This window comes from Planococcus sp. 11815 (assembly GCF_051096385.1).
GTDB lineage: Bacteria > Bacillota > Bacilli > Bacillales_A > Planococcaceae > Planococcus > Planococcus citreus.
Genome location: NZ_CP096991.1, coordinates 991150 through 1004541 on the forward strand (window position 1 = coordinate 991150; position 13392 = coordinate 1004541).

15 protein-coding genes and 1 riboswitch are annotated in these 13392 nt (G+C 50.3%); of the genes, 12 read left to right on the forward strand and 3 right to left on the reverse strand.

The window, feature by feature from the left end:
• Positions 1-2 precede the first annotated feature (2 nt).
• The 7 genes from cydS (at position 3) to M1Q06_RS05005 (ending at position 5095) form a co-directional block, all read left to right on the forward strand.
• Positions 3-113 (forward strand): cytochrome bd oxidase small subunit CydS, encoded by a 111-nt coding sequence (gene cydS, locus M1Q06_RS04975; RefSeq protein ID WP_374703198.1) that lies wholly within the window; start codon positions 3-5, stop codon positions 111-113.
• Positions 114-201: 88 nt separating this feature from the next.
• A complete protein-coding gene (gene rlmD / locus M1Q06_RS04980) occupies positions 202-1563 on the forward strand; it encodes a 23S rRNA (uracil(1939)-C(5))-methyltransferase RlmD (RefSeq protein WP_434402029.1) in 1362 nt (453 codons plus the stop codon).
• A 211-nt stretch (positions 1564-1774) separates the two neighbouring features.
• Complete coding sequence (locus tag M1Q06_RS04985; protein WP_434402031.1) at positions 1775-2251, forward strand: flavodoxin family protein; 477 nt, start codon at positions 1775-1777, stop codon at positions 2249-2251.
• 48 nt (positions 2252-2299) lie between these two features.
• A complete protein-coding gene (locus M1Q06_RS04990) occupies positions 2300-2770 on the forward strand; it encodes a GNAT family N-acetyltransferase (RefSeq protein WP_434402033.1) in 471 nt (156 codons plus the stop codon).
• Between the two features lie 96 nt (positions 2771-2866).
• Complete coding sequence (locus M1Q06_RS04995) at positions 2867-3292, forward strand: DUF1801 domain-containing protein (protein WP_121301243.1); 426 nt, start codon at positions 2867-2869, stop codon at positions 3290-3292.
• Between the two features lie 126 nt (positions 3293-3418).
• Entirely contained in the window at positions 3419-3577 is a 159-nt protein-coding gene (fbpA, locus tag M1Q06_RS05000; RefSeq protein ID WP_083509116.1) for a Fur-regulated basic protein FbpA, read from the forward strand.
• A gap of 69 nt (positions 3578-3646) precedes the next feature.
• On the forward strand, positions 3647-5095 hold the full coding sequence (locus tag M1Q06_RS05005; RefSeq protein ID WP_434402036.1) for an amidase family protein: 1449 nt from the start codon (positions 3647-3649) through the stop codon (positions 5093-5095).
• 43 nt (positions 5096-5138) lie between these two features.
• Here the strand turns inward: M1Q06_RS05005 and M1Q06_RS05010 are convergent, their stop codons facing one another.
• Positions 5139-5978: a TetR/AcrR family transcriptional regulator gene (locus M1Q06_RS05010; protein ID WP_434402038.1), complete on the reverse strand. Its 840-nt coding sequence runs from the start codon at positions 5976-5978 to the stop codon at positions 5139-5141.
• Between the two features lie 182 nt (positions 5979-6160).
• Between M1Q06_RS05010 and M1Q06_RS05015 the strand changes: the two genes are divergently transcribed.
• The 4 genes from M1Q06_RS05015 to M1Q06_RS05030 all read left to right on the forward strand — a co-directional run bounded on the left by M1Q06_RS05015 (position 6161) and on the right by M1Q06_RS05030 (position 11062).
• Positions 6161-7627 (forward strand): DHA2 family efflux MFS transporter permease subunit, encoded by a 1467-nt coding sequence (locus tag M1Q06_RS05015; RefSeq protein ID WP_434402040.1) that lies wholly within the window; start codon positions 6161-6163, stop codon positions 7625-7627.
• Between the two features lie 109 nt (positions 7628-7736).
• Positions 7737-8894 (forward strand): DEAD/DEAH box helicase, encoded by a 1158-nt coding sequence (locus tag M1Q06_RS05020; RefSeq protein WP_121301239.1) that lies wholly within the window; start codon positions 7737-7739, stop codon positions 8892-8894.
• Complete coding sequence (locus M1Q06_RS05025; RefSeq protein WP_121301238.1) at positions 8894-10117, forward strand: aminopeptidase; 1224 nt, start codon at positions 8894-8896, stop codon at positions 10115-10117. Before M1Q06_RS05020 ends, M1Q06_RS05025 begins: the two co-directional genes overlap by 1 nt.
• A gap of 12 nt (positions 10118-10129) precedes the next feature.
• Positions 10130-11062 carry an SGNH/GDSL hydrolase family protein gene (locus M1Q06_RS05030; protein WP_434402042.1) on the forward strand — a complete coding sequence of 311 codons (933 nt, stop codon included), beginning with the start codon at positions 10130-10132 and terminating at the stop codon, positions 11060-11062.
• Positions 11063-11123: 61 nt separating this feature from the next.
• Here M1Q06_RS05030 and M1Q06_RS05035 read toward each other — a convergent pair whose 3' ends face one another.
• A complete protein-coding gene (locus M1Q06_RS05035) occupies positions 11124-11273 on the reverse strand; it encodes a hypothetical protein (protein ID WP_167456542.1) in 150 nt (49 codons plus the stop codon).
• A gap of 64 nt (positions 11274-11337) precedes the next feature.
• Complete coding sequence (locus M1Q06_RS05040) at positions 11338-12420, reverse strand: M20 family metallopeptidase (protein WP_121301236.1); 1083 nt, start codon at positions 12418-12420, stop codon at positions 11338-11340.
• Positions 12421-12559: 139 nt separating this feature from the next.
• A riboswitch (TPP riboswitch) is annotated at positions 12560-12659 on the forward strand.
• 98 nt (positions 12660-12757) lie between these two features.
• Between M1Q06_RS05040 and thiT the strand changes: the two genes are divergently transcribed.
• Positions 12758-13333 carry an energy-coupled thiamine transporter ThiT gene (gene thiT, locus M1Q06_RS05045; RefSeq protein ID WP_121301235.1) on the forward strand — a complete coding sequence of 192 codons (576 nt, stop codon included), beginning with the start codon at positions 12758-12760 and terminating at the stop codon, positions 13331-13333.
• Positions 13334-13392: the final 59 nt, after the last annotated feature.

Sequence of the window (13392 nt, forward strand, 5' to 3'; positions counted from 1 at the left end):
AGATGAATGATTTCTTCATTTTCTATGCGCCGTTTCTGGTGATCATCCTGGCGATTGCCGTCGGGTTCTGGATATCACTGAAAGATGGCCCGGTAACGAAAGACAAGAAATAAAACTGTGGCGGGAATTTCCCGCCGCAGTTTTTTACTGCTTAAAAAGCGGATATGTTACAATAAGTCAATGTGAAATGGAGTGAACGTAATGAAACCAGTAACGAAAAATGACCGCTTATCCGTCTATGTCGAAGACTTGACGCACGATGGTGCCGGCGTGGCCAAAGTGGACGGCTATCCGCTGTTCATCAAAGATGCATTGCCCGGGGAGACCATCACAGTGCATGTATTGAAAACATTGAAATCTTATGGCTTTGCCAAACTCATCTCGATCGAAGAGAAATCCGCAGACCGCATCGATGCGCCGTGCCCAGTGTTTGAGATTTGCGGCGGCTGCCAATTGCAGCACCTGTCCTACGAAGGGCAATTGAAATACAAAGAAAAAGTCGTGCGGAATGCGATGGCGCGACTCGGCAAATTGCCGGACGTGCCGGTCCATCCGGTCAAAGGCATGGACAATCCGTGGCGCTACCGCAACAAATCGCAAATCCCGTTTGGCCTTGAGGACGGCCGAGTGGTCGCTGGTTTCTACCAGCCGCGCTCGCACCGCATTGCGGATACCGATATCTGCTTGATCCAGACACCAGAAGCGGATATTTTGATGGCGTCGCTCAAGCGCAATTTAGTAGATATGGGCATCGAGCCTTATGAAGAAAAGACACACCGTGGCATGCTGCGCCACGTGGTCCTGCGCAAAGGGCGTGTGACGGGCGAATTGATGGTCGTGTTGGTGACGAAGAAGCAGAAATTCCCTCAAGCAGAACGTGCCGTGGAAGCGATCCGTGCGGCCTTGCCGGACGTGACATCGATCATGCAGAACGTTAACCCAGAAAAGACCAATGTCATTTTCGGGAATGAAACGATCAATCTATGGGGCAAAGACATCATCGAAGACCGGATCGGCGATGTGCGCTTCGAGATCTCTGCGCGTTCGTTCTATCAGGTCAACCCGGAACAGACGGAGGTGCTATACGGGCAGGCGCTAGATTACGCGGGGCTGACAGGAACGGAAACGGTGATCGATGCGTATTGCGGCATCGGCACGATTTCACTATTCCTTGCACAGCGCGCGAAATTCGTCATGGGTGTCGAGATCGTCCCGCAGGCGATTGAAGATGCCAAACGCAATGCCGATTTGAACGGCTTCACGAATACCTTATTTGAAGCAGGCCCCGCCGAAGAAGTCATTCCGCGCTGGTATAAAGATGGCAAAGAAGCCGATGTGCTTGTCGTCGACCCGCCGCGAAAAGGCTGTGACGAGGCGCTCCTTCAGACGATGCTCGAACAACAGCCAGAGCGCATCGTTTACGTTTCCTGCAACCCGGCGACGCTGGCACGCGATTTGCGCATTTTGGAAGACGGCGGCTACCGGACGCAGGAAGTCCAGCCGGTCGATATGTTCCCGCAGACGACGCACGTTGAATGTGTCGCGTGGCTGACGAGAAGATAATTCTTTATTAGTTAATGGGATTAAATGTAAAAATCCACCCCTGATGACTGTTCTTTGAACAGCATTGGGGGTTTTTTTATGCAATAGGGGGTCAAAATGAAAATTTGTACTTTAGCAGGAAGGAATATTCTGCGCAGCAGGGAAGTAATCAATCATCATTGATGGAGTGCGGCTATGGAATTGCGGATGTTTCAACGAAGGAGGGAACGGTATGAAAATCGGCATTATCGTGCATTCCCAGACCGGGTATACCTTGCTTGTCGGGGAACGGATTCGTGAAAAATTACAAAGTGATGGCCATGAAGTTCGTTTAATGAGGATGCAAAATCTAGAGAACGAAGAAGCGAAAAATCCAACAGCTATACAATTGGATTCATTGCCGGAAACCAAAGGATATGACGCCTTGATTTTTGGCGCATGGGTGCAGGGCTTTACGCTATGTCCTGGATTTATGAAGTATGCGGAACAACTTCTGAATCTCGGCCAAGCGCCGGTATCTTGTTTTTTGACGCAGCAATTCCGCTATAAATGGATGGGCGGCAATAGGGCCATGTCCAAAATGACGACATCGCTTGAAACAAAGGGGGCAGTGGTCAAATCGACCGCCATCATCAATTGGTCCCATAAGAAAAGGGAACAGCAAATCGAGGAATTGGCGGAACGCTTCAGCAGCCAATACAAAGCGTAGGCAATGGCAAGAGAGCAGGCCAGGTAGCAAGAAAGGGAGTCGGAAATCATGTCAGACATCCACTTTAAACGGCTGGCGGATGACGCGCAGTCGCTGGAGCGGTTCAGGGAATTGAATGCTTTGTTTGCGGATGCCTTTGAGGAACAAGAAACGTATCTCGAAAACCCGCCGCCCGATGGCTATCTACTGTCTTTATTGGCAAAAGAGCATGTCCTCGTTTGTGTGGCATTGTCCGGCGGCGAACTTGCAGGCGGGCTTGTCGCATACGTCTTGGATAAATTCGAGCAGCAGCGGAAAGAAGTATACATCTATGATTTGGCAGTGGCCAGCAAATACCGCAGGACAAAAGTAGCGACCGGGCTGATCCGTTTTGTCCAGGCAGAAGCGCAAGAGTTGGGCGCATGGGTCGTTTTCGTGCAGGCGGATCCCGTGGACACGGCTGCTGTGAAACTATACAGTTCGCTTGGAACACGGGAAGATGTGTTTCATTTTGATTTCACCTTGGTCGAACGGAAATGACCACCACGTTCCGTGTCGGGCGTTAGGTGTTGAGGCAGGACAATGGATATTATATGTGGAAGTAGAGACCAGGAGTTTTCTGGAGGAGGAGTAGGGATGTACGAACAAAAAACGAAAGAACACGAAGGCAGCGTCATTGAATTCATCGAGTCGGTCGAAAAGCCGTCAAAGAAAGAAGATGCCTACCGGCTGCTGGAAATTTTTGAACAAGCGACCGGCCATCCGGCGAAAATGTGGGGCGACAGTATCATCGGTTTCGGTTCCTATCATTATCGTTATGCGACCGGCCACGAAGGCGATGCACCACTCGCTGGATTTTCCCCGCGTAAAGCGAAAATCAGCTTATACCTGACAGGCTGTGCAGAAAAAGAGCCGGATGCGCTTGAGCGCCTGGGGAAATGCACTTCGGGCAAATCCTGCATCTACATCAATAAACTCAGCGATATCGATTCAGAAGTGCTAAAAGAATTGATCCAAAATGCAGCAGTGTATTTGCAAGAGCGCTATCCTGACAAAGGGTGAGTTGAAATTTGTCGAAACGAGGGCGGACCAAAAAATTATCGGCAGTTTTTCTTTTGGCAGGTTTTAGGCTGTGATCGTTTCGGGTATAGAAATAGTGATACTATCTGCAAGGAGAGAAGAAGCACGATGGAACACATACCCGAGTCAAAATTCGAAGACAAACGGTCAATGGTCATTGATGAGCTCGTTTCGAAGAATGTCTTCAAGATCAACGGCAGGCAGCTTTACGAACTGTCCTTATATGAACTGTTAAAGGAATATACCGATAAAAGCCTAAGCTCATGAGCTCAGGCTTTTTTAGATATCCATGGCCCTGTAAAAGGGTTAATTTTGCATCATGTGGGAGGAACAGTCATGCATCATCAAAAACTGGAAGACTACCGCAAAAACAAGCTCGACGAAATGACGATTGCCCAGTTGCAAAAAGAAATGGAAACGGGCAAGCTGACGTCAGAAGAACTTGTGCTAATGTATAAGGAAAACATTTCACTGCGTGACAAGAACACACGAGCCGTGCTTGAGATCAACCCGGACGCCTTGCTTATTGCCCAAGCGCTGGATTTCGAACGCAAGCATAAAGGGCCGCGCTCGAAACTGCACGGCATCCCTCTGCTCGTCAAAGACAATATGGACACCGGCGATAAAATGCATACAAGTGCCGGTTCACTCGCCATGGCCGACCATTACGCGCTGCGCGATGCGAAAGTGGTGGAAAAACTGCGTGCGGCGGGTGCGATCATTCTCGGAAAAACGAATATGACCGAGTGGGCGAATTTTATGAGCGATAAAATGACCAACGGCTATAGTTCGCGGGGCGGCCAAGTGAAAAACCCATTCGGCGCATTCGATGTCGGCGGGTCGAGTTCAGGATCGGCGGCCGGAGTGGCTTCGAATCTGGCTACGGCTGCGGTCGGGACGGAAACTTCCGGTTCGATCATCAACCCGGCAGCGCAGAACAGCCTCGTCGGCATTAAGCCGACGATCGGCCTCATCAGCCGCGCAGGGATCATTCCTTTATCGCATACGCAAGACACTGCCGGGCCGCTTGCGCGCACAGTGGAAGATGCGGTTACGGTGTTCGCGGATTTGGTCGGCGCAGACCCGGATGACGAAATCACGCTGTTTGCCGAGCAGTTCAAGGGCTATGATTGGCAGCAGCATTTGAAACAAGAGGGGTTATCTGGAGTTGTATTCGGTGTGGACCGCCAATTGTTCACGGATATTACGGAACAGCAATCTGCCACATTCGAGCAGGCCATGGAGCAGCTGCGGGCATGCGGAGCCACCATCAAAGAAATCGATCTTGGCGCGGATCAGGAAGATCTTGGTTTTGCAGTGCTGCTCCACGAATTTAAATCAGACTTAAACGCCTATTTGGCGCGCTCGAATCCCGACCACCGAATCCGTTCAATGAGTGACATCATTTCATATAATGAAGAGCATGCGGAACAGATGTTGAAATTCGGCCAGAATCTATTGGAGCAGGCCAATGGCATGAGCGGAAACTTGACGGAGAGGGAATACGTTGAGGCGCTTGAACGCAACCGCTTCCTGGCGGCCGAACAGGGCATGAATAAGCGGCTCGGGCAAGTCGGGGCAGATGCACTTGTTCTGCCGCAGGATTTTGGCTGCAATATCGGTGCTGCTGCCGGGTTCCCTTCAATCACCGTGCCAGCCGGCTTGACGGAATCAGGCGAACCGTTCGGCATCACGTTTGCCGGACAGGCATTTGATGAACCGAAGCTGATTGAATATGCTTATGCGTTTGAGCAAGCGGCAGCGGGGCGGAGGCGCCCCTCATAAAAAAATCCCCTTCCTTGGATTTTCATCCGAGAAAGGGGATTTTTCATTTGATCTGGCGCCATACATGTTCCAAGAAAATCTGCAGTTCGGTATCGTCCGTGCTTTGACCTAAAGAAGTCAGCACACTATTGACGATCGCTTTACGCGGATTTGGAGCTATAAGTTCATCGGCAAGAAATGCGATCATTTGCTGCAAGTCCGGATTTTTTTCAGCAGCGGCAAGTGCCTGCAATTGCTTTGAACTGTCGGCTAAAGTTGGCGACTGACCGTTTTGCTCTAGCAGGTGCTCGGATAAAAATCGCTTGCCGTCTTTTAATTGGGCCTGTACTGCTTGTTTCATGCGATGGACGATGTAGACGGTCAGTTCATCAAGCGGCAGATGCTGGCCAGTGCCGAGCCGCCAAACATGCATCAATTGCTGGAGCGCCCCGTTGGCCATCGCGGCATTTTCCAGTGCATAAGGACGCGCCTCTTCACCGAATATATCCACAATGCGGCTGCTCAGCCACTTGAGTTCCGCAATGTACTGGCTTTTCCCGAAAGCTTTCAATTCCTCATCTTGTGAATAGAAGATGCTTTCGTACAGGGAGAATAGGTTCTTCTCATGATTCATGCGGATGCGAATCGCCAATTGCCTGGCGAACAGGTCGGTGTCGGCCGGCGATTCCCCGAAAGCGGCGGCGATGCGTTGTGCGCGGATGTCTTCACTGATCGATTCCATCAAAGCGATCAGGCATTCCGATTTCGACGTGAAGTAATTATAAAAAGTTCCCTTGGAGATGCCGGCTTCGTCCAGAATGTCCTGAATAGATGAAGCGTTATAGCCCTTCTGGATGAATAAGCGATGGGCGGCATGGACGATTTGCTGTTTTTTAGGATTCATAATATCCCCTTTTTGGACTGATAGTATAGAAAAAGCATACCGTCAAAAGCTGATGAAATCAATGTTTCGAACTTATAGACTGTTCTCAGGACGTCTTTCTTGTAAAAAATATACCGCGAGTATAAAATGTGTCAATAGAGTATAATCAGCCGAATTAAATCGGCGAGACGGAGGAAAGAAAGATGAAAGAAACAACGAAACCACCTTATGCAATCATCGCCATTTTGTTCACCGGGGCATTTGTAGCGATTTTCAATCAAACCCTTTTGAATATTGCACTCCCGGAAATCATGATCGACTTGAACGTAGACGCTGCAACGGCCCAATGGCTCGTCACAGGTTATATGCTCGTCAACGGTATCCTGATTCCGGCGAGCGCTTATTTGATCCAGCGTTATTCCAACCGGGCCATCTTTATTGTCGCAATGTCCTTGTTCTCACTCGGGACATTGCTTGCGGGAGTTGCGCCGACATTTGCTGTCCTATTGATTGGCCGTATGGTCCAGGCGTCAGGCGCAGCACTCATGATGCCTTTATTGATGAATGTCATGCTCGCCGCGTTTCCCGTCGAAAAAAGAGGGCAGGCAATGGGCGTCTTCGGGATGGTCATGGTCGTAGCGCCGGCAATCGGCCCGACGCTTTCGGGCTTCATCGTCCAAACCTACTCGTGGAGAATCCTGTTCTTTATCGTATTGCCGGTCGCTTTGATTCCGTTACTTCTCGGGATTTTTAAATTGAAAAACCTGACCTTCCAAAACCGTGAGCTGTCGCTTGATCCGTTGTCTCTCGTGCTATCGAGCCTTGGGTTCGGCGGGTTGCTTTATGGATTCAGTTCGGCCGGCTCGCTCGGCTGGGAAAATCCGGCTGTTTATTTAACGATAGCGGTCGGCCTGTTGTCCTTAACAGCCTTTGCGTTCCGACAAATGAAGTTAAAAGAGCCGCTATTGGAACTGCGCGTCTATAAGCATCCGATGTTTGCATTGTCTTCGGTCATTTCAGTCACTTTGTCGATGGCAATGTTCTCGGCCATGATCCTCATGCCGATCTACATCCAGACTATTAAAGGCATCTCCCCGATTCAATCCGGTTTGATGATGCTGCCGGGGGCGCTCGTCATGGGGGTTATGTCTCCGATCACGGGCCGCATTTTTGACCGATATGGAGCTAAAGTGCTGGCATTGCCTGGTCTGGCTCTTGTGGTCATCACCACCTATTTGTTCAGTAATTTAACACTGGATACGGGTTACTATGAAATTATGGCCATCTATACATTGCGCATGTTCGGCATTTCGATGGTCATGATGCCGGTCATGACGAACGGGCTCAACCAATTGCCGATGAAATCCTATCCGCATGGAACTGCCATCAACAATACTTTGCAACAAGTTTCCGGCGCAATCGGTTCAGCGTTTCTTGTCACTTTGATGAATACGCGCACCGAATCGACGGCACAAGAACTGGTCGCTTCGGGGACAAGCGCGCAGGAAGCGACTATTCCTGCCATGCTCGAAGGCATTAACTTCTCCTTTACGGTGTCGACTTACATCGCACTCGCTGCGTTTCTGTTGGCGTTATTCATTAAAAAGCCCGACCAGAAAGCGACAGAAAGACAAAAAGAACGCGTCTATAAACAACGCTATGCAGATTGAAAAGAGGCGGCTCCTTCTAAAAAAGGAACCGCCTTTTCATTTGCCGAAAAAGGCGGCAAAGAGCCGGATATGGTACACTTAAGGCATCGAAAAGAAGGTGGAATGACACATGAATTTTATAGAAGAACTAAGTCCTGTCTGGCAGGATAAATGGAAACAAACCGGCTTTACCGAAGCGATGCCGATCCAGGAACAGATGATTCCGGAAATGCTCGCAGGAAACGACATCGTAGCGGAATCTCCGACCGGCTCGGGAAAAACGCTGGCTTACCTGTTGCCGATCTTGGAACGCGTCGATCCGAAAAAACCGAATACACAAGCGATGATCATTGCGCCGTCACAAGAGCTCGCGATGCAAATCGTCAACGTCTTGCGTGAATGGACAACGGGGACGGATGTCACTGTTACGCCGTTGATCGGCGGCGCGAATATTCAGCGCCAATTGGACAAGTTGAAGAAAAAACCGACGATTGTCGTCGGCACCCCGGGGCGCTTGAATGAATTGGTCAAGACCAAGAAACTCAAAATGCACGAGGTACGCATCATGGTTCTTGATGAAGGCGACCAATTGATGGCACGGGAACACCGCGGCATCATGAAGGACCTCATTGAAAGAACGCAGCAGGATCGCCAGCTCGTGTTGGTATCGGCGACCATTACAGAGGAAATCGAATTGGTGGCAGAGCGCCTGATGAAGCAGCCGACAAGATTGCAAGTATCGGCTGAACAGTTGCCGAAACAAGGAAAAGTGACGCATTCGTTCATTAAAGTCGATGAACGCGACAAGACCGACTTGCTTCGCAGCCTGTCGCATATGACAGGCGTAAAAGCACTTGCATTCGTCAACAATCTCGACCAAGTGTTGATGAAGGAAAGCAAATTGAAATTCCGCGACGCCAAAATCGCGACTTTGCATTCCGAAATGAAAAAAGAAGAACGCAAGAAAGCATTGGACGATTTCCGCAAAGGCGACACGGCGGTATTGATCGCAACCGAAGTGGCAGCGCGCGGGCTTGATATCGACCAATTGACGCATGTCATCCATGTCGATGCACCGATGACAGTCGAGCAATATTTGCACCGTTCCGGCAGAACCGGGCGCGCAGGGGCTGATGGGGAAGTATTGACGCTTCTGGCTTATGCCGATGAAAAGCATTATAAGAAATTGACGAAAGAATTGCCGAATAAGCCGGTGCAGAAAATCATGCATGGCGGCGAATTGGTGGAAGGCAATAGCAAAACCATGACAGCAAAGGGGAAAAAATGATGAGCTTTCAGGACAAGTTAGCGCAATATGCGGAATTGACTGTCCGTGTCGGCGTCAATGTCCAACCGGGGCAGGAGCTATTAATTGCGACGACGACGGATACCGTGGAATTCACGCGTTTGGTCGTCGAGAAAGCCTACGAAGCAGGGGCTAAGCAAGTCCATGTCGCGTTCACGGACCCGTCAGTTATACGGACGCATTACGAATTGGCACCGGACGCCGCGTTTCACGAATTTCCGGATTGGGTCGTCAAACAGCGCGACGCCATCATCGATCATAAAGGTGCATTCTTGTGGATCGATGCGGAAGACCCGGATTTGCTTACAGGCATTCCTGCAAAACGCTTAAGCGATGCGCAAAAATCCGCTGGAAAAGCATTGGAACGCTATCGCCAGGCTGTCGGATCCGATAAGATCGCTTGGTCGATCGTTGCGATCCCCTCTGAAAAATGGGCGCAAAAAGTGTTCCCGGACGAAGAGGATCAAATGGCCGCTCTGTGGCAAGCGATTTTCCAGACCGTGCGCATCGGAGACGGTGACGCAGTCGCGTTGTGGCAGGAACATATCGCCAACCTGGAACGGCGGGCGGCCGCATTGAACGAACGGCGCTACCGGAAATTGCATTACCGTGCGCCAGGAACCGATTTGACGATCGGCTTGCCAGATGGCCATATTTGGATGAGCGGCGCTTCCCGCACACCGGACCATGTGCCGTTCATCGCCAATATGCCGACTGAAGAAGTATATACCGTGCCGGCCAAACTGGAAGTTGAAGGCACCGTGCGTAATACGAAGCCGCTCGTTTACCAAGGCAATATCATCGATGGCTTTACGTTGCGCTTCGAAAACGGCCGTATTACAAAAGCTCAAGCAGAAATCGGCCAGGAACTATTGGATGAATTGCTTTCAGCCGACGAAGGCGCAGCATATCTCGGGGAAGTGGCGCTTGTGCCGGTGGAATCGCCGATATCGGCTTCCGGCATTTTGTTCTACAACACCTTGTTCGATGAAAATGCATCGAATCATTTGGCAATCGGCGATTCCTACCCGACTTGCCTCGAAGGCGGAAAAGACTTGGAACGCGATCAATTAAAGGATTACGGATTGAATACATCGATCGTCCATGAAGATTTCATGATCGGCTCGAGCGAGATGGACATCGACGGCATTACAGAAGACGGCAAGACCGAAGCGATTTTCCGAAAAGGAAATTGGGCATTCTAACGAGGTGAGCACATGAAAAAGACAATGAGTGCGGCAGCAGCTGGGCTATTGCTAATAGCAGGGAATACGGCATCTGCGGAGCCGCAAATTCCTGCCGCTTATGTGGCTATCGGCGATTCACTGGCGGCAGGCCAGACGCCGAACCGGTCAATCGACAGCGGTTATACAGATTTGATTGCGCAGGAATTGACGCGCAACCAGCCGCTGGCGTTCTATTCGAAAGACTTGGCTTTCCCTGGATTCACCACAGGAGATGTCCTGGAAAGCATCGAGTCGGATGAAGCAAAAGAGCTGCTTGGCCAAGCGAACATTATCACGGTGTCTGCCGGAGCGAATGATTTGCTGCGCCTCGTGCAAGCGAATGCCGCTGAAGGGGCGTTGAGCTTTGAAGAGATCCAAGCGGATTACGCACTGAATGCGGCGCGTGAAAATGTCGAAATGATTCTTTCTGGACTGGAAGAGCTTGCGCCGTCAGCGGATATCTATGTAATGGGCTATTATTTTGCTTACCCGCATGCCCGTGACAGTCAAAAACAAGGCACGGCTGGGCAATTGGAGCAATTAAACGACATCCTCAAGAAGGAAGCAGAACAGGCGGGCGCGACATTTGTCGATTTAGCCGACCGTTTCGGTGAGGATGCCGTGGAACTCGTCCCGAATTCCGGAGACGTCCATCCGAACGTAGATGGCTATCAGGAGATGGCGAACGCATTCTTCGAGCAATACGGCGAAGGGTTTGAAGTGGAAGATGCAGAACTTCCGGAACCGGCGCCTGTAACGTTTGAAGAAATCCAGCAAATGCAAGAACAGGAAGAGCCATCAGGTGAAGCGGATGAAGAAGAGGTCGATTCGGAAGATGTTTCAAGTGACGATTCTGCCACCAAGCCTTCTGAAGGCAAGGATCTGGATTATTTAGCGATTCGCCAGGCATTGCCGCTCATTTAAAAAGCTTAAGCAATATAAAAAGGCCGGAGAAAATGAATCATTTTCTCCGGCCTTTTATTGTTCAGCGGCTTTTTCGTGAGTCGCTGCGGTTACGTGCATCGTTTTCATTGTTTGCATTGTTCTTCTTGCGGTTGTTCATCACTTTACGGATGATCGGGTATGCAATCGGCCCGTATTTAATCGCAGATCTGACAAGTCTTCCAATAGCCATATTTATCGCTCCATTCATTTTTTCGTATTGAGGTTTAGTAGAGTTTTCCCGATTTCAGCCTTTTTTAAACCTCTGTTGGGGCATTGGCGTGTGCGATCAGAATATCCTTATAGGAATGGACACTTGAAATGGAGACGTATTCCGCGTTGCCATGCCAGTCGTCTCCGCTCGGCCCGAATTCGATGGCGCCTTGCCCGCCAATTTTCTCGGCGTAATAACGGGTGTCGGCAGCACCGTGCTGGCCGAACAATACCGGCTGTTCCGATAGCGTTGATTCGACGGCCTTCATCAAGGTCTGGATGTATGGATGGTCGTCCGTCGTCGTCAAGGCAGGGGTCGAACCGCTCGCCTTGTATTCCATATCGACATCGAGCGTGTTGGCCAGCTGTTCCATCTGGCGGACGATCTCGTCCTTGTCCTGTCCCGGCATGAAGCGGATATCGTAGGACATCTTACAGATTTCAGGCACTACATTATAACGATCGCCTGCATTGATAATCGGCAAGTTGACGGAAGGCTGCTCATAGTATTCCGTTGATTCTTTGCGGAACGGCAAATCGTTCATGCCGGCATGGAATTTCATCGCCGATTCGATGGCGTTAATGCCTTCCCATGGGCGCGATCCGTGAGCCGGTTTGCCTTTGAATGTCAAATCCATTCTCAGGATGCCTTTCGATTGCAAGCCGATCTTCAAATGGGTCGGTTCACCGCAAATGACGAAGTCGCCGTAATGGCCTTGGTCGACGAGCCATTTCGAAGTATTGCGTCCGCCAATCTCTTCATCGGTGACAATGTGCAAATGCACTTCACGCGGCAATGCAGAAGCGTCGAGTTCGACAAATGCCTGCATCATCGCAGCAACCCCGGCTTTCATGTCTGCCGACCCGCGGCCATATAGTTTGTCGCCTTCTTCGATTGGGGAAAATTGCTCTTTATGCCCGGGCACGACGTCGACATGGCCGTTCCAGATGATCTTTTCGGCGCCTTGCCCTTTAGCTGCTGTCAGCATGAGGTAGCCGTCGTTATCGTGTACTTCGACTTCTTCGCCTTTCGCCTTGAGCCAGGCAGAGCAGAACATCAGCGCTTCGTTCGCTCCTTCTTTCGTATCGCTTTCGATCTTGATCAAATCCTTCAATAAATCAATCATTGATCCGGCAGTTTTCAAACTGCCTCCACCACCTTCCACAAAGTTTGCTAGTTTCTATCTACCCTAATCCGTTTGGCTGAAACGGCCTTGCAAGCCAAGTATGCGTTGTGTACAATACACATAATAGCGGAATAATTGTATACACCACAAGGGGAGCTTTGGCTGAGAGTGAACGAGTAAGTTCTTACCCTTCGAACCTGTAAGTTAACACTTGCGCAGGGATGTGGATGGAAAACCGGCCCAAGCGGCGCCAGGATCTGTCCTGGCGCCGTTTTTTATATGGTTTTTTAAAAACGGCCCTTCTGGTGATGTGCAAATCCAAAAGGAGGCAGTTTGAATGAGGAATAAACGTGTATTGTTAATGGTCGAAATTGCAATTTTTGCAGCTCTCGGCTTTGTATTGGATTTTATCGCCTTTCGCATGCCGCAGGGGGGATCGGTCAGCCTGGTCATGATCCCGATCGTGCTGATGGCATTCCGCAGGGGCGTCGGAGCGGGTGTCATCACGGGGCTTTTAGTCGGCTTGCTGCAGATTGTCACGGGCTTTATCTCGGTAGCGCCGCTGTCGTTCGGCTTTGTGGTCATGCAAGTCATTTTGGATTATTTGCTGGCATATGGCGTCGTCGGTTTGGCCGGTATGATGCGCGGCCGTTACTTGGAAGCCGTGCGTGCGAGAAAGACCGGAAAAGTCATTGCCATGGTCGCACTTGGCGTATTGATCGGGTCATTTCTCCGTTATGTGATCCATGTCATTACGGGGATCCTATTCTTCGGCATGTTTGCGGAAGGCAATGTCTTCGTCTATTCAGCAGTCTATAACGCTACCTATATGATTCCCGTTGCGATCGTCGCAGCGATTGTGTGCTCTTTGTTGTTCATTACAGCGCCGCGTTTGACGCAGCCGGATTCATGATGAAAGCCGCCTTATCGATAGGCGGCTTTTTTTGTTGGATAGATCTATTAATCATACTA

Excerpts from the sequence above, each read along its gene's own strand:
- M1Q06_RS05015 (WP_434402040.1), top strand. The coding sequence starts at position 6,161 with ATGAAAGAAACAACGAAACCACCTTATGCAATCATCGCCATTTTGTTC.
- M1Q06_RS05005 (WP_434402036.1), top strand. The coding sequence starts at position 3,647 with ATGCATCATCAAAAACTGGAAGACTACCGCAAAAACAAGCTCGACGAA.
- M1Q06_RS05030 (WP_434402042.1), top strand. The coding sequence starts at position 10,130 with ATGAAAAAGACAATGAGTGCGGCAGCAGCTGGGCTATTGCTAATAGCA.
- fbpA (WP_083509116.1), top strand. The coding sequence starts at position 3,419 with ATGGAACACATACCCGAGTCAAAATTCGAAGACAAACGGTCAATGGTC.
- M1Q06_RS05020 (WP_121301239.1), top strand. The coding sequence starts at position 7,737 with ATGAATTTTATAGAAGAACTAAGTCCTGTCTGGCAGGATAAATGGAAA.
- M1Q06_RS05010 (WP_434402038.1), bottom strand. The coding sequence starts at position 5,978 with ATGAATCCTAAAAAACAGCAAATCGTCCATGCCGCCCATCGCTTATTC.
- M1Q06_RS05040 (WP_121301236.1), bottom strand. The coding sequence starts at position 12,420 with ATGATTGATTTATTGAAGGATTTGATCAAGATCGAAAGCGATACGAAA.
- M1Q06_RS05035 (WP_167456542.1), bottom strand. The coding sequence starts at position 11,273 with ATGGCTATTGGAAGACTTGTCAGATCTGCGATTAAATACGGGCCGATT.
- M1Q06_RS04995 (WP_121301243.1), top strand. The coding sequence starts at position 2,867 with ATGTACGAACAAAAAACGAAAGAACACGAAGGCAGCGTCATTGAATTC.
- M1Q06_RS04985 (WP_434402031.1), top strand. The coding sequence starts at position 1,775 with ATGAAAATCGGCATTATCGTGCATTCCCAGACCGGGTATACCTTGCTT.
- M1Q06_RS04990 (WP_434402033.1), top strand. The coding sequence starts at position 2,300 with ATGTCAGACATCCACTTTAAACGGCTGGCGGATGACGCGCAGTCGCTG.
- cydS (WP_374703198.1), top strand. The coding sequence starts at position 3 with ATGAATGATTTCTTCATTTTCTATGCGCCGTTTCTGGTGATCATCCTG.
- rlmD (WP_434402029.1), top strand. The coding sequence starts at position 202 with ATGAAACCAGTAACGAAAAATGACCGCTTATCCGTCTATGTCGAAGAC.
- thiT (WP_121301235.1), top strand. The coding sequence starts at position 12,758 with ATGAGGAATAAACGTGTATTGTTAATGGTCGAAATTGCAATTTTTGCA.
- M1Q06_RS05025 (WP_121301238.1), top strand. The coding sequence starts at position 8,894 with ATGAGCTTTCAGGACAAGTTAGCGCAATATGCGGAATTGACTGTCCGT.